Origin of the sequence: Mycolicibacterium sp. MU0050, from assembly GCF_963378085.1 — a bacterium.
In the GTDB taxonomy this organism is placed as follows: domain Bacteria; phylum Actinomycetota; class Actinomycetes; order Mycobacteriales; family Mycobacteriaceae; genus Mycobacterium; species Mycobacterium wendilense.
In genome coordinates this window covers 1,733,877-1,754,458 of sequence record NZ_OY726395.1, presented here as the reverse complement: position 1 = coordinate 1,754,458, position 20,582 = coordinate 1,733,877, and the positions used below count along the sequence as shown (strand labels likewise).

The 20,582-nt window shown below is 72.0% G+C and carries 11 protein-coding genes; 6 read left to right on the top strand and 5 right to left on the bottom strand.

Annotated features, from left to right (window positions below):
• Positions 1–52 precede the first annotated feature (52 nt).
• Genes mbtD through R2K23_RS08345 form a run of 4 tightly spaced genes read right to left on the bottom strand, consistent with a single transcriptional unit; the run spans position 53 to position 8,650 of the window.
• Positions 53–3,064, bottom strand: coding sequence for a mycobactin polyketide synthase MbtD (mbtD, locus tag R2K23_RS08360; protein WP_316515957.1), 3,012 nt, complete (start codon positions 3,062–3,064; stop codon positions 53–55).
• Complete coding sequence (locus R2K23_RS08355; RefSeq protein WP_316515956.1) at positions 3,061–4,410, bottom strand: beta-ketoacyl [acyl carrier protein] synthase domain-containing protein; 1,350 nt, start codon at positions 4,408–4,410, stop codon at positions 3,061–3,063. The genes mbtD and R2K23_RS08355 overlap by 4 nt, the downstream gene beginning before the upstream one ends.
• Positions 4,407–5,150 carry a thioesterase II family protein gene (locus tag R2K23_RS08350; protein WP_316515954.1) on the bottom strand — a complete coding sequence of 248 codons (744 nt, stop codon included), beginning with the start codon at positions 5,148–5,150 and terminating at the stop codon, positions 4,407–4,409. Before R2K23_RS08350 ends, R2K23_RS08355 begins: the two co-directional genes overlap by 4 nt.
• Positions 5,147–8,650: a non-ribosomal peptide synthetase gene (locus tag R2K23_RS08345; RefSeq protein ID WP_316515952.1), complete on the bottom strand. Its 3,504-nt coding sequence runs from the start codon at positions 8,648–8,650 to the stop codon at positions 5,147–5,149. Before R2K23_RS08345 ends, R2K23_RS08350 begins: the two co-directional genes overlap by 4 nt.
• 106 nt (positions 8,651–8,756) lie before the next feature.
• Between R2K23_RS08345 and R2K23_RS08340 the strand changes: the two genes are divergently transcribed.
• Positions 8,757–10,433, top strand: coding sequence for a (2,3-dihydroxybenzoyl)adenylate synthase (locus R2K23_RS08340; RefSeq protein WP_316515950.1), 1,677 nt, complete (start codon positions 8,757–8,759; stop codon positions 10,431–10,433).
• Positions 10,434–10,628: 195 nt separating this feature from the next.
• The gene (locus R2K23_RS08335) at positions 10,629–15,779 is read left to right on the top strand and encodes a type I polyketide synthase (RefSeq protein ID WP_316515949.1); all 5,151 of its coding nucleotides are present in this window, start codon (positions 10,629–10,631) and stop codon (positions 15,777–15,779) included.
• Between the two features lie 6 nt (positions 15,780–15,785).
• Here R2K23_RS08335 and hemW read toward each other — a convergent pair whose 3' ends face one another.
• Positions 15,786–16,955, bottom strand: a complete 1,170-nt coding sequence (gene hemW, locus R2K23_RS08330; RefSeq protein WP_316517141.1) for a radical SAM family heme chaperone HemW — start codon at positions 16,953–16,955, stop codon at positions 15,786–15,788.
• On the opposite strand from hemW, the gene R2K23_RS24870 reads away from it, so the two are divergent.
• The 4 genes from R2K23_RS24870 to R2K23_RS08315 all read left to right on the top strand — a co-directional run bounded on the left by R2K23_RS24870 (position 16,894) and on the right by R2K23_RS08315 (position 20,436).
• Complete coding sequence (locus tag R2K23_RS24870; RefSeq protein WP_396893272.1) at positions 16,894–17,151, top strand: Ms4527A family Cys-rich leader peptide; 258 nt, start codon at positions 16,894–16,896, stop codon at positions 17,149–17,151. The genes hemW and R2K23_RS24870 overlap by 62 nt on opposite strands.
• A 123-nt stretch (positions 17,152–17,274) precedes the next feature.
• Complete coding sequence (locus R2K23_RS08325; protein ID WP_316515948.1) at positions 17,275–18,966, top strand: nitrite/sulfite reductase; 1,692 nt, start codon at positions 17,275–17,277, stop codon at positions 18,964–18,966.
• A 7-nt stretch (positions 18,967–18,973) separates the two neighbouring features.
• Entirely contained in the window at positions 18,974–19,687 is a 714-nt protein-coding gene (locus tag R2K23_RS08320) for a phosphoadenylyl-sulfate reductase (protein WP_316515946.1), read from the top strand.
• Positions 19,684–20,436 (top strand): sirohydrochlorin chelatase, encoded by a 753-nt coding sequence (locus tag R2K23_RS08315; protein ID WP_316515944.1) that lies wholly within the window; start codon positions 19,684–19,686, stop codon positions 20,434–20,436. Before R2K23_RS08320 ends, R2K23_RS08315 begins: the two co-directional genes overlap by 4 nt.
• Positions 20,437–20,582: the final 146 nt, after the last annotated feature.

Below are 20,582 nucleotides of genomic sequence, written 5' to 3'. Positions count from 1 at the left end.
GACGCCGGTCTTCGAGGGAGGTTTCAGTCACGCTGAGATCGCTTTCTGTAGTTCATTCGGTGGTGCTCGACGCGGCGTCGAGGTCGGAAACGAGTTCGGTGCCGGTGATTCCGCCCAGCAGGCGGGCCAGCGGGACGGTGTGCCCGATGCTGCGCTTGAGCCGCTTGCGCAGGTCGAGCGCCAGCAGCGAGTCGACACCGAGGTCGAACAGCGAGGCGGACAGGTCCACGTCGTCGGGTTGCGCCGCGCTCAGCACGGCCGCCAGGTGCGCGCGCACCACCTGCGCGGTGTCCGCGCCCTCGCCCTCGCTCGCATCGGCGGCGGCCGCGGGTGTTTCGCCGGGTGCCTCGGATGCCCCGCCGAGGAAGATGCGCAGCCGGTCGGGGTCGGCGGCCAGCACCATCGGGTCGACGGCGTAATCGCGCAGGCCGGCCGCCACGGCGAGCTCGGGATCCATCTGCCGCAGCCCGGACCGCTCGATCTGGGCGATCTCGACGTCGTCGACGATGCCGGCCCCGGCCTCGGTGCCCGTCTGCCACAATCCCCAGCGCACCGAGGTGGCGCGGCGGCCCGCGGCGCGCAGCTGCGCGGCCAGCACATCGAGCAGCCGGTTGGCCGCCGAGTAGGCCGCGTGTCCCTGACCGCCCCACACCGCGGACATCGACGAACACAACACCATTCGGCAGTCGGCCCGCAGCGGCCAATGGTCGATCAGCCGCACCAGGCCGCCCACCTTGGCGCCGAGCGTGTGGGTGAAGGCCGCCGCGTCCAGGTGCGCGGCGGGGCCGAAGGTGGCCGTCCCGGCGGCGTGGACGACCAGGGTGGCGCCATCGGCTCCGAACTCGGCGGCCGCGGCGGCAACCTGCGCGGCATCGGTCAGATCGCAGGCCGCCGAGACCACCTCGGTGCCGTAGCGCCGGGACAGCTCGCCCGCCAGGGCCGGGTCGGCGCCGCGCCGGCTCAGCATGACGATGCGACGGGCGCCGCGTTCGGCCAGCCCGCGGGCGTAGTGCGCCCCGATGGCACCCGCGGCGCCGGTGATCACGACGTCGTCGAGCAGGCCGGTGTCCATCGGCAGATCCGGGGCGTGCACCGCCGACCCGCCGAACAGGTCGAGCACCCGCCGGTAGCGCAGCGGATGTCCGGCGCGCAGCCGCAGCGCGTACGAATCCGGCCCGGCCAGGACGGCATCCAGCGCGGCGCCGGCCATCGCCGCGAGTTCCGCCGGCGCGCCCGCGACGTCGAGGAGGCCGAAGCCGTGGTCGGGGTGTTCGAGGCCGATGCTGCGGAAGGCGGCCGCCAGCGCCGCGGCCAACGGCGCCGGCACCGGATCGGTGGCGTCGAGTTGCTCGGCGCCCGCGGTGATCAGCCATACCTCCCGGCACGCCGGGCCCAGTTGCGCGCGCAGGTTCAACCCGCCCGCTTCGACCAGGGCGGTCAGCTGCGCGGCCGCGCTCACCGCGTCCGGCTCGGCCGGCTCGGGGGCGACGAGCACCAGCACCTCGGCGTCGGCCGGATCCGCCGAGGTGGCCCCCGGATGGGCGGCCAGGCCCGAACGCAATGCCGCGCCGAGCGTCGATTCCGCGCCCAACGGCAGCACCGCCAACCTCCGCTCGGGCACTGTCGCGGGCCGCTCGGCGGGTTCGCGGACGGGTTGCCAGGTCTCGGCCGAGACCGTCAACGCCGCAACGGGTTCCAGGGGCTCCCGGCGCGCCCACAGCGCGGTGGCGCGCATCGGCGCGTTGGGGAAATGCGGCAGCGGGCGGTGCGCGCCCGCCTCGACGCCGGCGAGTTCGCGCCACCGGTAGGTCGGGTCGGCGATCGCGACGGCGGCCAGGTTCGCGCTGAACTGTTCGGTCAGGGGCACGTCACGGTGTCCGGTGCCCACCAGCACGGCCGAATCCCCCGCCCGTTCGGCGACGGCGTGCAGCAGCGCCGGATGCCCGGACAGTTCGATGAATACCGTTGCACCGCAGTCGATCGCGGCCTGCACCGCGTTGTCGAAGCGCACCGTGTTGCGCAGATTGTCGTACCAGTAGTCGACGAACGAGGTCGACGGGTCGACCACGGCCCCGGTGGTGCCGCCGATGAACTGGACCGGACTCTCGGTGAACCGGCCGCCGCGGTCGGGGGTGGGCAGTTGGCCCTGCACCCAGTCCCGCAGCGGTTCCAGCACGCTGGTGTGCACCGGGAAGTTGACCGTGATCTCACGGCCCAGTTGGCCCCGCTCGCGGACCCGGGCCACCGCGGCCGACACGGCCTGCGCCTCCCCCGACACCGCGACGGCGCTGCTGGCGTTGATCACCGAGAGTTCCAGCCAGCCTTGGGTTGCCGCGATCAGTTCGCGGGCCGCGTCCGGCGTGATGCCCAGCGCCGCGACGGCGTAGTCCCCGTCCAACTCGGCGACGACGCCCGCCCGCGCGGCAACCACACCGACCGCCGCCGGCAGGTCGATCACGCCGGCGAGGTAGGCGGCGGCGATCTCCCCGAGGCTGTGGCCCACGGTGAGGTCCGCGACGATGCCGTGTTGGCGCCACACCGCAGCCAAGGCGACCGCGTGGGTGAACTGCGCCCCCTGGATCTCGATCTCGGCGAACGACTCCGGGTCGTCGGCCTCGGTCAGGTAGCGCAGCGGGGGCGCCCAGCCGGCGGCCGAGAACTCGGCGCAGCACGTTTCCACCGCGTCCCGGTAGGCCGGCAGCAGGCGGTGGGCGTCGGTGCCCATGCCCGGGTGTTGACCGCCCTGGCCGGGAAGCACGAACGCGATGCGCGGTGCGGTCGCCGCTGCGGCGGTGCTCACCAACGGATGCGGTTCGTCGCGCGCGACCGCGGCCAGGGCGGTGCGCAGTTCGTCGACGTCGGCGGCGCGGACCAGGGTGCGATGCCGCCGGACCCGCCGGGTGCGCAGCAACTGCGCGGCGACCTCGGCGGCGGAGATCGGCGAAGCGGTGTCGCGGGCCAGATACCGGGTGATCGCCTCGGCGTCGGCGGCGATCAAATCCGGCGCGTGCGCGCTCAGCAGCACCGGGACGCGGCCGTCGGCCCAGCCGGGGACCCGCGTCATGAGGCCGTCCCCGGTTCGCCGGCGGCGCCGTCCGGGATCTCGACGATGACGTGGGTGTTGGTGCCGCTCATGCCGAACGCCGAGACGGCCGCGATCCGCACGCCGTCGGTGGCCGGCCACGGGGTCAACTTCTCCGCGAGTCGCAAACCTTGGCTGTCCCAGTCGATTTCGCGGCTGCGCTCGTCGACGTGCAGGGTGGGCGGAATGCCGGCGTGCTCGGCGGCGACCAGCACCTTGGCCAAACCGAGCGCCCCGGCGGCGGCCTGGGTGTGCCCGACGTTGGATTTCACCGAGCCCAGTACCGGGCCGGCGCCCGGCGCGGCGGTGCCATAGGTGGCGGCCAGCGAACGCAGCTCGGTGCGATCCCCCAGCGAGGTCCCGGTGCCGTGCCCCTCGAGCACGTCGACCTGCGCCGGTTGCAGCCCCGCCTGCCGCAGCGCACGGTCGAACAACCGGGCCTGGGCGGCCTCGCTGGGTGCGGTCAGCCCGGTGGTGCGCCCGTCGGAGTTCAGCGCGCTGGCGCGCACCTCGGCCAGGATCGGACGCCCGGCCCGCAGCGCGGCGGACTTCTTCTGCAGCAGGAACATCGCGGCGCCCTCGGCCCACACGGTGCCGGTGGCGTGCGCGCTGTAGGGCCGGCAGTGCCCGTCGTCGGAGAGCGCGTGTTGCTTGGAGAATTCGACGAAATAGCCCGGGGTCCCCATCACGCAGACCCCGCCGGTCAACGCGAGGTCGCAGTCGCCGGCCCGCAGGGCGCCGACGGCCGTGTGCAGCGCAGCCAGCGCCGAGGAGCAGGAGGTGTCCACGGTGAGCGCCGGACCGGCCAGGTCCAGGGTGTAGGCGATCCGCCCGGAGATCACCCCCAGCGAGGTCCCGGTGATCAAATGTCCACTGTGGTGGGAGAATTCGCTCAGCGGCGGCCCGTACTCCAGCGCGGAGGCACCCACGTAGCAACCCACGTCGTGCCCGGCGAGGTCGTCCGGATTGATGCCGCTGTTCTCGATCGCGCGCCAGGCCAGCCGTAGCGCCACGCGCTGCTGCGGGTCCATCGCGGTGGCCTCGCGCGGCGAGATGCCGAAGAACTCGGGATCGAATTCCGCGGCGCCGCGCAGGAATCCGCCCAGGTTGTGAATCTGCTTGAAGCCGTCCCGGCGGGAGCCCTCGAACAGCTCGGTCAGCGCCCAGCCGCGGTCGGTGGGAAACGGGCCCAGCGCCTCGCGTTGGTCGCTCAGCAGCGCCCAATAGTCCTCCGCGGTCTCGACACCGCCGGGGGTTTCGAGCGCCATGCCCACGATCACCACGGCGTCCTGCGGATCGTCAGGATCGTTGACCCGACCGCCGGTCATCTGCGGATCACCAGCTCCGTCACTGCGTCGAGGTGGTCGTTGAGGTAGAAGTGGCCACCGTCGAAGTGGGAGAGCGTGAACCGGCCGGTGGTGTGCGAGGCCCAGTTCTCGAGCCAGTGCGGCCGGATCCGGTGGTCGCGGGTGCCGCCGATGGCGTGGATGTCCGCGCGGATGCGCGCGCCCGGCACGCAGGTGTAACCGCTGAGCGCTCGGTAGTCGGATTTGACGGCCATCATCAGCAGTTCCGCGAAGTCCTCGTCCTCGAGCAGGCGCGGGTCGGTGCCGCCGAGGTCGACCATGTCGGCCATCACGTCGGCGTCCGTGCTGGGCAGCGGCAACACCTCGGGGACGGTGGCCGGAGCCTGGCCCGCCGACGCCCACAGGCGGCGCACCGCGACGCCCCGCTCCTCGGCCAGGCGGGCGAACTCGAACGCCACCACCGCACCCATGCAGTGGCCGAACAGGCTCAGGGCGCCCACCCGTCCCCAGTCACCGGCGTCGAACAGCTGGCGGGCCAACGCGTCGATGCTGTCGACGGCCGGATGCGCCAGCCGGTCGGCCCGCTGCGGGTATTGCACGATGAACGCCGTGACACCGCGCTCCGACAACGTCTTGGCCAGCGTCCGGTAGGCCGCCGCGGCCCCGCCGGCGTGCGGGAAGATCACGACGGCGTCCGTCGCGCCGGTGGCGTCGAAGCTTTTGACCCAGGGTTGGAATTCGACCTCGGACTGCGTGCTCACTTTGCTCCCGCCGAGTCGAGCGCGGAGGCGACCTCCGAGCTCTCCATGTCCGCCACTTCCAGATACACCTCGGCGACCTGCTCCAGCCGGTCGCTGCCCGGTTCGCGGCGTTGCAGCAGCGCCGCCAACTCCGCGACCGTGCGGGCCGCGAAGACGTCGGCGACCATCACGTCACGCGTGTCCAGCCAGGCGCGGATCCGGCCGACCAGCTGGGTGGCCAGCACCGAATCACCGCCCATGGCGAAGAAATCGTCGTCGGCGCCGAGCGAATCGAGACCCAGCAGGCTCGCCGTGATGTCAGCCAGCGCGCGCTCCAGCGGGGTGCTCGGGGCCCGGTGGCTCGGGCCGGTCGGGGCGCCCCGCTGCTCGGCCAGGCCGGCGAGCCGCTCGGCGGCGGCGCGCCGGTCGATCTTGCCGCCGACGGTGTAGGGAATGCTGTCCACCACCTCGATGAGGTCCGGAACCATGTGCGGCGGAACGAATCCCGCCAGGGCTTCGGTGATGGCGGGGACAGTCAGCGCCGGGTCCGTCACCTTGACCAGCGCGGCCAGCTGTTGGCGTCGGTGATCGCCGGCCACCGGCACCACCGCGGCCACCGCTCCGTCGACGGCGTCGAGTCGGTTCAGCGCGCCCTCGACCTCACCGAGTTCGACGCGGTAACCGCTGATCTTGACGCGGTGGTCGGCGCGGCCGACGAACTCCAACGTGCCGTCGGGCAGGTACCGCGCCAGGTCCCCGGTGCGGTACCAGGTGGTGCCGTCGTACTCGACGAACCGCTCCTCGGTCAGGTCCGGCCGTCCGCGGTAACCGCGGGCGATGCCACGGCCACCGACCCAGAACTCGCCGGGAACCCAGTCCGGGCAGTCGAAGCCGTCGGCGGCCACGACCCGGCACCTGTTGTTGGGCAGCGGCGTGCCCAACGGGACCGCGGCCCAGTGGGCGGGCAGCGCGGTGGGTTCGCAGATGGTGTTGTGAGTGGCCGTCTCGGTGGCACCGCCCAGACCGGCGATCCGCACGCCGGGCGCCTGGGCCCGCAACGCGCGCACCATCTCCGTGCGCACCCAGTCGCCGCCGGTGGGCACCACCCGCACCGAGGAGATCTTGTCCGAGCCGACCGCGACCAGCATCTCCAGCCAGCCGGGCAGCCAGTGCAACACTGTGACCTGATGCTCGGCGATCAGCGCAACCCAGGCGTCGGGGTTGCGGCGGTCCGCCTCGTCGACCACGACGATCGATCCGCCGGCCCGCAGCATGCCGAAGATGTCGAGCACCGAGATGTCGCATTCCAGGGTGGACAGCGCCAGGCAACGGTCGGCCGGCCCGATCTCGAAGTGGCGGTTGATGAATTCGAGGGTGTTCATCGAGGCGCCGTGGCTGACCTCGACGCCCTTGGGCTCCCCGGTGGAACCGGAGGTGAACAGCACGTAGGCGATGTCCTCGGGGCCCGCCGTCGCCGGTTCGGTGCAGGCGGCCGCCGCACGGCCCGCCGCGATGGCCTCGGCCACCGTGAGGGCCGGCACCGGCAGCGCCGCGGTCTGCGCGGTGGCCGCGCCGCACCACAGCACCGAGTGCACGTCCGAGCTCTGCAGGATCCGGATGGCCCGGTCCTCGGGCTGGTCGACGCCGATCGGCAGGTAGACCGCACCGGCGGCGTGGATGCCCAGCAGCGCGGGGATCTGCTCGGCGTTCTTCGGGCCCATCACAGCCACCGCATCGCCGGCGCCGACGCCGCGCTGCCGCAGGGTGGCCGCCACCGCGAGGGCCTGCTCGCGCAGCTGCGCGTAGGTCAAATCACCCAGGCTGCTGATCACCGCCGGCGCCTCCGGGGTCGCCGCGGCAGCCCGGAAGAACCCGTCGTGCAACGCATCTCCGCTCAATGCGGCCCTCACCGCATTGTGCGCGGCCCGAACCTCGCGCTGGGCCTGGGGCACCGCCGAGGTGTCCAGCGCCTCCCAGGCCGCGTCGTCGCCGGCGAGCCGGATCAGTTCCTCGACGTGGTGGGCGAACATCGCGTCGGCCACGCCGGGCCGGAATGCGTCCTCGCGGACGTCCCAGTTGATCAGCAGGCCGCCGTCGAACGGGGTGGCCTGGGCGTCCAGCAGGACCTGCGGGCCCTGCGAGATGTGCCAGACGCACTTGCCGAACTGCTCGGTGACGTCCCCGGCGAACAGGTCGCCGAGTCCCAGGGCGCTGGTGAACACGAACGGGGCCAGCGTCGGTACGCCGCGATGCCGGGTGAGGTCCCGCAGCACCGACAACCCCGAATAGCTGCTGTGCCGGACCGTGGTGTGCAGCGAATCCTGGACCGCGCGGGCACGTTTGGCGGCGGAGTCAGCTCCGGTGAGGTCGACGTCGAGCATCAGCGACGAGCTGAAGTCGCCGACCAGTTTGTCGACGTCGGGGTGGAACGGCTCCCGCCCGAACATCGGCAGATTCAGCAGGAAGCGCGAGTTGGTGGACCAGCGGGCCAGCGTCCCGGCGTAGGACGCGGCGATGGCCATCGCCGGGGTGATGCCGCGCTTGTGCGCGGACTCGAACAACGCGTCGCGGATCTCGGCGTCGAAGAAGTGCCAGCGGCGGGTGTTGCGCCGCGGGTCGGCCTGTTCGGCGAGCGGGACCAACGGCGGCGACGGCGGCTCGGGCAGCTGCGGGACCCGCTCGGCCCACCACCGCCGGTCCTCCTCGGACACCGCGGTCGACGCCGTCAGCGCGGAGCGGTAGCGCCGGTAGGTGTAGCCCAGTTCGGGCAGGTCCTCGCCGCGGTAGAAGGCCGCCAGGTCGGCCATGAAGTTGCGGTAGCTGACGGCGTCGGCGGCCGACATGTCCATGTCGACGTGCAGCCGGGTGCGGCCGTCGGCCAGCAGCGTCAGCGAGATCTCCAGCACCTCGCCGTGCAGGATCTGGTGTGACTTGGCGTCGCGGATCTCCTCGAGGCGCACCTGGGCCGCCTCGGCGTCGAGGTCGCGCAGGTCGTGCACGGTGACCGGCAGGGTGCGATCGCTGATGCGCTGGTTGCCGTCGGGCAGGATGTCCACCCGCAGCATGGGGTGGCGGCGGGCCAGGGCGGCCGCGGCGACGCGCAGCTGCCTCGGGTCGACCCCCTCACCGTCGAACTCGACGTACAGGTGCGGGGCGACGCCGCCGAGCGCCTGTTCGGTGTTGCGGCCCAGCCACAGCGCGTGCTGCATGGGCGCCAGCGGGAACGGTTCGGAGTCGTCGGGCTCGTCCGGTTGCCCGGCCGGCTCCTCGACCGCGACGGCGTCGGCCGTGAGTTCCTCGACCAGTCGGGTCCACGCGGCCACAGTCGGGGTCTCGGCCAGTGTGGCGAACCCGATGTCCAGACCCTGTCTTCGCCAGCGGCCCGACAGGGACATCATCCGGATGGAATCGAGCCCAGACGCGATGAGGTCGGCTTCGGGATCCAGGTCGTCGGGAAGGACGCCGAGCAGGTCGGCGACCTGCTGGTGTACGGTCTGGGAACTCGTCGCGGCGCGACCCACTTTCGACCCTCCCAAAGTTTTAGTAAAGGCTGCCCTAACTTTGAGGAGGCTACCCTATATATGATCGTCCCGACACACCTACCCGGAAGGGCGGTATCGGTACGGGATGAGTACAGGAACTCCAGACACAGCGCACGCCGTCGATTCCGAAATCGACGATCTCACAAAGGGATTCGTTCCCTTCCCGGAAGACCGGGCGGAAATCTACCGGCAGGCCGGTTATTGGACGGATCAGCCGCTCGACTCCCTGCTGCGGGAGGCCGCGGCCCGCTGGCCGGACAAGACCGCCATCACCGACACCCGCGAGAGCTACACCTTCGCCGAACTGGACGCGCTGGCCGACCGCGTGGGCGCCGGCCTGACCGCCCGGGGCATCGCCGCCGGCGACCGCGTCCTGCTGCAGCTTCCCAACTCGTGTCGGTTCGCGGTGGCGCTGTTCGGGCTGCTGCGCGCCGGCGCCGTCCCGGTGATGTGCCTGATCGGCCACCGCACCGTCGAGCTGGGGCACTTCGCCCAGGTCAGCGGCGCGGTCGGGATGGTGATCCCGGACCGGGCCGGCGGGTTCGACTTCCGCGGCATGGCCGCCGAGCTGGTGGCCGAGCATCCCGGCCTGACCCATATCTTCGTCGACGGCGAACCCGGTGACTTCCGTCCGTGGTCGGACGTCACCGACCACGCGGGCCCCATCCCCGAGCGCGCCCCGGTCGACGTCGACGGTCCGGCGCTGCTGCTGGTGTCCGGCGGCACCACCGGCTTGCCCAAACTGATCCCCCGCACCCACAACGACTACCGCTACAACGCGGTGGCCTGCGCCCAGGCCTACGGGATGACCGGAGACGACGTCTACCTGGTGGCACTGCCGGCCGGGCACAACTTCCCGCTGGCCTGCCCCGGGCTGCTCGGGTCGATGACCGTGGGCGCCACAACGGTTTTCACCGACGACCCCAGCCCGGAGGCCGCCTTCGCGCTGATCGACAAGCACCAGGTCACCGTCACCGGGCTGGTCAACGCCCTGGCCAAACTGTGGGCGCAGGCCTGCGACTGGGAACCGGTGCTGCCGACCTCGCTGCGGGTGGTGCAGGTGGGCGGGTCGCGGATGATGCCCGAGGAGGCCCGGCTCATCCGGGAAAACCTGTCCCCGGGCATGCAGCAGATCTTCGGCATGGCCGAAGGCATGTTGAACTTCACCCGCCCCGGTGACCCCGTGGAGGTGGTCGACAACGTCCAGGGCCGGCCCATGTCGCCGCACGACGAGATGAAGGTCGTCGACGAGGACGGCGTCGAGGTGGCGCCCGGCGAGGAGGGCGAACTGCTGGTCCGCGGCCCCTACACCCTCAACGGCTACTACCGCGCCGACGAGGCCAACGCGCGGTCCTTCAGCCCCGACGGCTTCTACCGCAGCGGGGACCGGGTGCGGATCTTCACCGACGGGCCGCGCGCGGGCTACGTCGAGGTCACCGGCCGCATCAAGGACGTGATCCATCGCGGTGGCGAAACCGTGTCGGCGTCGGACCTCGAGGAACATCTGCACACCCACCCGGCCGTCGCCGCCGCGGCCGCCGTGGCGCTGCCCGACGAATACCTCGGGGAAAAGATCTGCGCCGCCGTGGTTTTCAAGGGTGCCCCGATCACCCTGGCCGAACTGAACGGGTTCCTCGACGAGCGGGGGGTGTCCGCGCACACCAAGCCGGACCTGCTCGCGCCCATGCCGTCGCTGCCGAAGACCGCCGTCGGAAAGGTGGACAAGAAGCAGATCATCGCCGCCCTGGTGGCCAAGACATGAGCACAGCAGCAGCTCGGAGCCGCAAACCGAGCGGACCGGCTCCGATCCGACGTAGCCCCCAATTCGGTGGGCCGGCATGACAAGATCGTTCTCCGGCGACGCCGGTTCGGCCTATTCAAAACCCCTTGGCGCACTTGGACTCTCACTGACATGAACTCGAACGGCCAGACACACGAAGCGCTTTCACACCCAGCTGTGAGCGACACCACTCCCGAGCCGATCGCGATCGTCGGCCTCGGCTGTCGGCTCGCCGGTGGCCTCACCACCGTCGCGCAGTTCTGGCAGTTCCTCCTCGAGGGCGGTAGCGCCGTGCGGGAGGTCCCCGCCGAGCGCTGGGAGCCCTACCTGCGCCGCGATCCGCGCAACGCCGCGATCCTCGCCGAGACCACCACCCTGGGCACGTTCATCGACGACCTGGCCGGCTTCGACGCCGAGTTCTTCGGGGTCTCACCGCGCGAGGCCGAGCTGATGGATCCGCAGCAACGCCTGGCCCTCGAGGTCAGCTGGGAAGCCCTGGAACACGCCGGCGTCCCGCCCCGGTCGCTGGCCGGCTCCGACACCGCCGTGCTGATGGGCGTCAACTCCGACGACTACGGCAAGCTGCTGATGGAGGACCTCCAGGGCATCGAGGCGTGGACCGGGATCGGCACCTCGCTGTGCGGCATCGCCAACCGGGTGTCCCACCTGCTCGACCTGCGCGGCCCCAGCGTGGCCCTGGACGCGGCCTGCGCGGCGTCGCTGGTGGCGGTGCATCAGGCCTGCCAGCTGCTGCGGGCCGGGGAGACCTCGCTGGCGCTGGCCGGCGGGGTCAGCGCGTTGATCGGCCCCGGCCTGACCCGGGTGCTCGACCAGGCCGGCGCCACCGCACCGGACGGCCGCTGCAAGACATTCGACGCCGCGGCCGACGGCTACGGCCGCGGCGAGGGCGCCGCCGTCGTCGTGCTCAAGCGGCTGGTCGATGCCGTGGCCGACGGCGACCGGGTGCTGGCCGTGGTCCGCGGCGGCGCCGTGGCCCAGGACGGCCGCACCGTGGGGATCATGTCCCCGAACGGCGCCGCCCAGGCCGATCTCTTCCGGCTGACCTGCCGCAGCGCCAACGTCGACCCCGCCAGCGTCGACTTCATCGAGGCCCACGGCACCGGCACCCCGACGGGCGACCCCGTCGAGGTCGCCGCGCTGGCCGAGGTGTACGGCGCGGCGCGACCGGCGACAGACCCTGCCCGCATCGGCTCGGTCAAACCGAACACCGGCCACCTCGAAGGCGGGGCCGGCGCGGTCGGCCTGATCAAGACCGTGCTGGCGCTGCACCACGAGACCATTCCGCCGACCGCCGGCATCCAGACGCTGACGCCGGCGGTGGACTGGACCAACACCGGCCTGCGGGTACCCACCGAGGTCGAACCCTGGCCGCGCCGCGCGGGCCGTCCCCGCCGCGCCGCGGTGTGCAGCTACGGCTACGGCGGCACCATCGCCCACGTGCTGCTGGAGGAGGCGCCCGCCGAAGCCGTCCCGACCGACCCGGCCACGACCGCGCCGACGACGGCCGCGCCGGCGGTGGTACCGATCTCCGCGCGCTCGGCGGCCCGGCTGGCCACCCAGGCCGGCGCGCTGGGGGCGCACCTCGCCGGGGCCGGCGCCGACGAACTCTCCGACATCGCCGCCGCGCTGTGGGCGCGGCGCTCGCACGAACCGGTGCGGGCGGTGGTGCTCGCCGCGGACCGCCACGAACTGGTGCGCGGGCTCGACGCCCTGGCCCGCGACGTCCGGGACCCCGCCGTCGTGCTCGGCACCGCGCTGCCGCACACCGACGACGGCGCGGTGTGGGTGTTCTCCGGGCACGGCTCGCACTGGCCCGAGATGGGCCGCGAACTGCTGGCCGACGAACCCGCCTTCGCCGCGGTGATCGACCGGATCGATCCGATCTTCGGCGCCGAGCTCGGCTTCTCCGCGCGGACCGCGCTGAGCACCGGCGAACTCGGCGGCACCGACCAGGTCCAGGCGCTGACCTTCGCCATGCAGGTCGGCCTGGCGGCGGTGCTGCGGGAGCGCGGCGTGCGCCCGGCCGCCGTGATCGGGCACTCGGTGGGCGAGGTGGCGGCCTGCGTGACCGCCGGGGTCTTCGACCTGGCCCAGGGCGCGAAGGTGGCCTGCTACCGGGCCCGCGGGTTCCGCGCCGTGATGGGCCAGGGCGCCATGGCGCTGGTGCAGTTGCCGTTCGACGAGGCCCAGCGCCGGCTCGGTGCACGCACCGACGTCGTCGCCGCCATCAGCTCGTCGCCGACCTCCACGGTGATCTCCGGCCACCGTGCCGCGGTCGAGGAGATCGCCGCCGGCTGGACCGAGGAAGGGGTGGTGGTGCGCCGGGTCAAGACCGACGTCGCCTTCCACAGCCCGGCCATGGACGCGCTGACCGCCGATCTCGCCCGGCTCACCGGCGCGCTGCCACCGTCGTCGCCGGCCTCCGTGCCGCTCTACACCACCGCCCTGGCCGACCCGCGCTCCACCGTGGCGCGCGGACCGGACTACTGGGTGGCCAACCTGCGGGACCGGGTCCGCTTCGCGGAGGCCGTCACCGCCGCCGCCGAGGACGGACATCGCCTGTTCCTGGAGGTCTCCGCCCATCCCGTGGTGGCGCATTCGGTGGTGGAAACGTTGCTGCACTTGGGCATTGACGAACACGCCGCACTCGGTGTGCTGCGCCGTGACCAGCCGGCGCGGCGCAGCGTCGCCGCGGCCGTCGCCGGATTGCACTGCCACGGCGCGCCGGTCGACCACGGACTGTCCGGCGCGCGGCGGTGGGCGCACGACCTGCCCGGAACCCAGTGGCACCATCGCCACTTCTGGCGTACGCCGAGCGCGCCGCCCGGCGGTCGTGGGCTGCACGACGTGCACAGCCACACCCTGCTCGGCGGCCGCCTGGAGATCTCCGGTGCGGCGGCGGCCCGGGTGTGGGAGACCCGCCTGGACATGGCGACCCGGCCCTACCCGGCCAGCCATCCGGTGCAAGGCACCGAGATTGTCCCGGCGGCCGTGCTGCTCAACACCTTTCACGCCGCGGCCGGGGGCGACCTGACCGACGTGCACCTGCGCACCCCGGTGGCCCCCGGGCGCACCCGCGACGTGCAGGTGGTGCGGCAGGACCAGGCCCTGTCCATCGCGAGCCGGCTGGTCAGCGAGGACGAGCCCGACACCGGCGGGTGGCTGACCCACTGCACCGCGCTGGCGGCCACCGACCGGCGCCCCGACGTCGCCCCGCTCGACGAGCACGCGGTGCGGGCCCGCTGCGGCACCGAGTTGCCCCCGGACCATGTGGTGGACCGGCTCGCGACCCTCGGCGTGGCCGAGATGGGCTTCGACTGGCAGGTGGTGGACCTGCGGCAGGGCGACGGCGAGTACCTCGCGCAGGTGCGCGCCAACCCCGACGGCTCCCGGCCCGAGACCTGGGCCGGGCTGCTGGACGCGGCCACCTCGGTGGCCTCGACCGTGTTCGACGGTCCGCCCCGGCTGCGCATGCCGGCCCGCATCGAACGGGTGAGCATCCTTGCCGCACCGTCGGATTCGGTGTTGCTGCATGTGCGCCGACGCCCCGAGACCACCTGCACCGACGTCGTCATCGCCGACCTGACCGGCACTGCGCTGGTGCTGCTGACCGGGATGGCCTTCGAGGAACTCGAGAACACCGCCGGCGACGTCAACAGCGTCCTGCACCAGGTCAATTGGCATCCCACGCCGTATTCCGAGCATGCCCGGCCGGCGCACGTCGCGTTGGTCGGCGGCGACGCCGCCACCCGCACCTGGTGCCAACGCGACCTCGCGGCCGCCCGGGTCGGCGCCAGCGTGCACGCGGACCCGACCGACGTCCCCGCCGACCTCGGCTCCGACGCGGTGGTACTCGTCCTCCCCGACGGCGGGCAGACCCCACTCGACGCGGTCGACACGGCGCTGAGGACCCTGAAGCACCTGCTGGACAAGGGCAGCACCGCGCGGCTGTGGGCGCTGACGCAGCGGGTGCACGAGGGCGACGGTTTCGACCGGTCCCCGCTGTGGGGGCTGGCCCGGGTCGCCGCCACCGAACACCCCCAGTTCTGGGGCGGGGTGCTCGACGTCGCCGACGAGCACCTGCCGCTCGGCGCGTTGGCCTCCCTGCCCGGCCACTCCGTGGTGGTGGTGCGCGACGGCGTGGCGCTGACCGCCCGATTGGGCAGCCTCGGGCCGGCCGCCGGGACACCGATGGAATGCTCGCCGGCGGGCAGCTACCTGATCACCGGCGGTACCGGCGCGCTGGGTCTGCGGATGGCCGAACGGCTGGCCGACCTCGGCGCCCGCCGCCTGGTGCTGCTGTCCCGCTCCGGCCTGCCACCGCGCGCCGATTGGGACACCGCGCCCGACCAGCAGCAGATCCGCGCGGTCACGGCCTTGGAGGAGCGCGGGATCTCGGTGCACGTGGCCGCGCTGGACATCGCCGCCGACGGCGCCGCCGCGCGGCTGCGCACGCTGCTGCGCGACCTGCCGCCGGTGCGCGGCGTGGTGCACGCCGCGGGCGTGGAAGCCGGTGTCTTCCTTGCCAATACAACCATCGACGAGATCGCGACGACGATGCGCCCGAAGGTCGACGGCGCGCTGGTCCTGCACGAGATGTTCCCGCCGGGACAGCTGGACTGGATGGTGTTGTTCTCGTCCTGCGGCTACCTCGCCGGCTTCCCCGGCCAAGGCGCCTACGCCTGCGGCAACGCGTTCCTCGACGGGTTGGCCCGGCACCGGCGCGAACTCGGCGATGCCACCACCAGCGTGGCGTGGACCGCCTGGCGCGGGCTGGGCATGGGCTCGGACTCCGGGTTCGTCGCCGTTCAACTCGATGCGCTGGGGATGGACACCATCGGCGCCGACGACGCGATGCGGGCGCTGGAGGTCGCGATGCGCTCCGGAGTGGCCAACCCCGTGGTGCTGCCGGTGCTGCCGGATGCGGTCTCGGTGCCGATCCTGGCGGAGGTGGCCGCGGCCGTCGCCGCTTCAGCGGACACCGGCGACGCCCCCGCCGGACCGGTTGGCCCCGGCGACATGGACACCCCGGAGTGGGTTGCCGAGCAGGTGCTGACCGCGGTGGCCGGCGAACTCGGGCTGCCCGCCGACAGCGTGGACACCCGGCTGCCGCTGGTCGAGATCGGGGTGGATTCCATCATGACGGTGTCGCTGCGGCGGCAGTTGGAGAAGCAGACCGGTCTGACGCTGCCGCCGACGCTGCTGTGGGAGCATCCGACCGCCGCGGCGGTGACCGCCCGCATCATCGAGTTGCTCGACGCCGAGATCTCCTCGGCCACAGCCGAAGAGGGCGTGCCGGTCCCCTGAGGTGAGCTAGTCCGACAGCAGGTCGCGGACCACGCCGTCGGCGAGCAGCCGGCCGCGGTCGGTGAGCTGCAGGCGCTGCCCCGACTCGGTGAGCAGGCCGTCGGTCACCGCGGCCCGCGCGCGCACCCGCTCGTCGTCGTCGAGCACGGCGAGCGGCAGGCCGGTGCGCATCCGGATCCGCAGCAGCACGTCCTCGACGTGACGGTCGCGGTCGTCGAGCACCTCGAAGCCCGCGATCGGCAGCGCTCCGTCGCGCAGCTGTTGCGCATAGGCGTTGGGATGCTTGACATTCCACCATCGGGTCGCCCCGATGAACCCGTGCGCGCCGGGCCCCGCGCCCCACCACTGCCCGCCGCCCCAGTAACCCAGGTTGTGCCGGCACTCCGCACCCGGTCGGCTCCAGTTCGAGACCTCGTACCACTGCAGGCCGGCCTGCGCGAGCCAGCCGTCGAGCAGTTCGTAGCGGCGGGCCAGCACGTCGTCGTCGGGCGCCGGCAGTTCGCCGCGGCGCACCCGGCGGGCCAGGGCGGTGCCGTCCTCGACCACCAGCGCGTACGCCGAGACGTGATCGACTCCGGCTTCCAGTGCAGCGGTCACCGAGCGGCGCAGGTCGTCGTCGGTTTCGCCGGGTGTGCCGTAGATGAGGTCGAGGTTGACGTGGTCGAAGCCCGCGGCCCGCGCCTCCGCCGCGGCCGCCAACGCGCGGCCCGGGGAATGCGTCCGGTCCAGCACCCGCAGCACCGCCGGGGCCACCGACTGCATGCCGAGGGACACGCGGGTGAATCCGGCGGCCCGGATCGCGGCGAAGAACTCCGGCGCCGTCGACTCCGGGTTGGCCTCGGTGGTGACCTCCGCCGTCTTGGCCAGGGTGAACTCGGCGCGCACCGCGTCGAGCACCGCGGCCAGACCGGCCCCGCCCAGCAGCGACGGCGTCCCGCCGCCGACGAACACGGTGTCGACCACCGGGCCGGGCAGCCGCCGCGCGGCCAGCCCCAACTCCAGCCGCAGCGCCTCGAGCCAGCCCTCGGGCGTCGCGCCGCCGGCCTCCCCCGGGGTGTAGGTGTTGAAGTCGCAGTATCCGCAGCGTGTCGCGCAGAACGGCACGTGCACGTAGATGCCGAACGCCCCGCCGCGAGTCAGCTCGAACTCGGGCGAGGAGGCCTGCAGCGCCCGCATCGTCACAACCGCCAGTGTCCCAGATCGCCGGTTTGGTTCACCGCGAGCGGAAATCTGGCCTGATTGGGAGGTTATGGGTGGTACATGGCAGAATGGCCGCGTGACCGCCGTACGCAGCTTGACCCACCGAGTTTCTCTGGTGGCGCGTCGGCATGTCGATTTCAAGCGCGTCTGCACCTGTTCTTGTCTGCCGTAACGCGCTGACTTCGGAAGCCCTGCCCACCTGTACGTACAGCTGGCCACCGGACATGCGCTGCCGGAACAGCCACCGGCAGATGTGCGCACACCGAACGCCAGCTCCTTGATCTGAGGAGCATCTATGACCGAAACCACCGCTGCGCCGCAGAAGGCCGCCCGGCCCGCCAAGAAGCCGCGCTCCGAAGGCCAGTGGGCGCTCGGCGAACTCGAGCCGCTGAACCCCAACGAGCAGTTCAAGAAGGACGACGACGCGCTGAACGTGCGCGAGCGCATCCTCAACGTCTACTCCAAGCAGGGCTTTTCCAGCATCGACAAGAACGACCTGCGGGGTCGGTTCCGCTGGATGGGCCTCTACACCCAGCGCACCGAGGGCTACGACGGCACCTACACCGGCGACGACAACGCCGACCTGCTCGAAGCCGAGTACTTCATGATGCGGGTGCGTTGCGACGGCGGCGCCCTGAGCACGGCCGCGCTGCGGACCATCGGTGAGATCTCGACCGAGTTCGCCCGGGACACCGCCGACATCACCGACCGGCAGAACATCCAGTACCACTGGATCCGGATCGAGGACGTGCCGGAGATCTGGCGGCGGCTGGACGCTGTCGGTCTCGGGACCACCGAGGCGTGCGGCGACTGCCCCCGCGTGGTGCTCGGCTCCCCCCTGGCCGGCGAGTCGCTCGACGAGGTGCTCGATGCCAGCCCGGCGGTCCGGGAGATAGTTGCGCGCTACATCGGCAACCCGGAGTTCTCCAACCTGCCGCGCAAGTACAAGACTGCGGTCTCCGGGTTGCAGGACGTCGCCCACGAGATCAACGACATTTCCTTCATCGGGGTGAACCACCCCGAGCACGGGCCCGGGCTGGACGTGTGGGTGGGCGGCGGACTGTCGACCAACCCGATGCTGGCCCAGCGGCTGGGCGCCTGGGTGCCGCTCGACGAGGTCGCCGACGTCTGGGAGGGCGTCACCTCGGTGTTCCGCGACTACGGCTACCGCCGCCTGCGGTCCAAGGCCCGGCTGAAGTTCCTGATCAAGGACTGGGGCGTCGAGAAATTCCGGGAAGTTCTGGAAACCGAGTACCTGAAGCGTCCGCTCATCGACGGACCCGCACCGGCGCAGCTCAAGCACAACATGGACCACGTCGGCGTCCAGCGGACCAAGAACGGCCTCAACGCCGTCGGCGCCGCCGCCATCGCCGGGCGGGTCTCCGGTGAGATCCTGACCAAGGTGGCCGACCTGGCCGAGGCCGCGGGCTCCAACCGGGTCACGCTGACGCCCTACCAGAAGCTGATCGTCCTCGACGTTCCGGACGACAAGCTGGACGCGCTGACCACCGGTCTGGACGCGCTGGGACTGCAGACCCGGCCCTCGCGCTGGCGGCAGAACCTGATGGCCTGCACGGGCATCGAGTTCTGCAAACTGTCGTTCACCGAGACCCGGGTCCGTGCCCAGTCGCTGGTGCCGGAGCTCGAAAGCCGGCTGGCGGACCTCAACGCCCAGCTCGACGTTCCCATCACGGTCAACATCAACGGCTGCCCCAACTCGTGCGCCCGCATCCAGGTCGCCGACATCGGGTTCAAGGGCCAGATGGTCGACGACGGCGACGGCCCCGAGGAGGGCTTCCAGGTGCACCTGGGCGGCGCCCTGGGCCTGGACAGCGGTTTCGGGCGCAAGCTGCGCGGACACAAGGTGCTCAGCAGCGAGCTCGGTGACTACATCGAGCGGGTGGTGCGCAACTTCGTGAAACAACGCGGCAGCGACGAGCGTTTCGCAGAGTGGGCCGTTCGGGCCGACGATGACGACTTGAAGTGAGACGCAGATGACTGTTGAGGCAAACCACACGACCGAAGCCGAGTTGCGGGAGCTCGCCGCCCGCGGCGCAGCGGAACTCGACGGGGCCACCGCCGAGGAGCTGCTGCGCTGGACCGACGAGCATTTCGCGGGCCACTACGTGGTGGCGTCGAACATGCAGGACGCGGTGCTGGTGGAGATGGCGGCCAAGGTGCGGCCCGGGGTCGACATCCTGTTCCTCGACACCGGCTACCACTTCGCCGAGACCATCGGCACCCGCGACGCCGCGGCGATGGTCTACGACGTCAACATCGTCAACGTGACGCCCGAGCACACCGTCGCCGAGCAGGACCAGTTGCACGGCAAGGACCTGTTCGCCCGGGATGCCGCCGCCTGCTGCCGGATGCGCAAGGTGGAGCCGCTGTCCAAGGCCCTGAGCAACTATTCGGCATGGGTGACGGGCATTCGGCGGGTCGAGGCGCCGACGCGGGCCAACGCGCCGCTGATCTCGTTCGACGAGGCGTTCGGGCTGGTGAAGATCAACCCGCTGGCCGCCTGGTCCGACGAGCAGATGCAGGACTACATCGAGGCCAACGGCATCCTGGTGAACACCCTGGTCGACGAGGGTTACCCGTCGATCGGTTGCGCGCCGTGCACCGCCAAGCCCGCACCCGGCGCCGACCCGCGCAGCGGGCGCTGGCAGGGGCTGGCCAAGACCGAATGCGGGCTGCACTCTTCGTGAACTGGTCCACCGTTGCGGTGGCGTCGCCCGATGCCGGGCCTGCGCCCACCCTCGTTCTCACGGCGCACGGCAGCGCCGATCCGCGCTCGCCGGCGGTGACCCACGCCGTCGCGGGCCGGATTCGCCGGCTGCGGCCGGAACTCGATGTGCGGGTGGCGTTCTGTGAACAGAACACCCCGAACCTGAGCGACGTGCTGGTCACGCTCGACGGCCCCGCGGTGGTGTCGCCGCTGCTGCTGGCCGATGCCTTCCACGCCCGGGTGGACATCCCGGAGATGATCGCGGCCGCCGGAGCCGACGTCGTACAGGCCCCCGTCCTCGGCGAGGATCCGGCGCTGCTGACGGTGTTGCGGCAACGGCTCAGCGAGGCCGGGGTTTCCGGGGACGACGCCGACGTCGGCGTGATGGTGGTGTCGGTGGGCTCGTCGAACGCCGCGGCCAACGCGCGCACGGCGACGGTCGCCAAGCTGTTGCTGGCCGAAACCCGTTGGGCCGGGGCCAGAGTCGCGTTCGCGGCCGGCCCGAACCCGAACCTGGCCGAGGTGGCGCTGCGGCTGCGCACCGCGGGGGCGCGTCGCGTGGTGATCGCCCCGTGGTTTTTGGCGCACGGCCGAATCACCGACCGGGTCGTCGAATACGCTGCCGCGCAAGGGATCACCGTGGCGGAGCCGCTGGGTTCGCACAACCTGGTCGCGGCGACCGTCCTGGACCGCTACGACGCCGCGCTGGATCAGCGGATCGCCGCGTAGTCCTGGGGCGTTTGTCGCGGGGGCGTTATCGACACTGCGGTGAGCGTTGTTCCCGGTGAGGCCCGTCGTCCAGACTGCGGTGGGCGTGCGAACTACTCGCACATTCCCGCAGTCAGCGCAGCCTCGATGAATGGCTCATCCAGACT

What these genes read in the sequence shown, in the direction of transcription:
- R2K23_RS08320 (WP_316515946.1), top strand. Translation starts at nt 18,974, where the DNA reads ATGACTGTTGAGGCAAACCACACGACCGAAGCCGAGTTGCGGGAGCTC.
- R2K23_RS08325 (WP_316515948.1), top strand. Translation starts at nt 17,275, where the DNA reads ATGACCGAAACCACCGCTGCGCCGCAGAAGGCCGCCCGGCCCGCCAAG.
- hemW (WP_316517141.1), bottom strand. Translation starts at nt 16,955, where the DNA reads ATGCGGGCGCTGCAGGCCTCCTCGCCCGAGTTCGAGCTGACTCGCGGC.
- R2K23_RS08355 (WP_316515956.1), bottom strand. Translation starts at nt 4,410, where the DNA reads ATGACCGGCGGTCGGGTCAACGATCCTGACGATCCGCAGGACGCCGTG.
- R2K23_RS24870 (WP_396893272.1), top strand. Translation starts at nt 16,894, where the DNA reads ATGCCGAACGCCCCGCCGCGAGTCAGCTCGAACTCGGGCGAGGAGGCC.
- R2K23_RS08340 (WP_316515950.1), top strand. Translation starts at nt 8,757, where the DNA reads ATGAGTACAGGAACTCCAGACACAGCGCACGCCGTCGATTCCGAAATC.
- mbtD (WP_316515957.1), bottom strand. Translation starts at nt 3,064, where the DNA reads ATGACGCGGGTCCCCGGCTGGGCCGACGGCCGCGTCCCGGTGCTGCTG.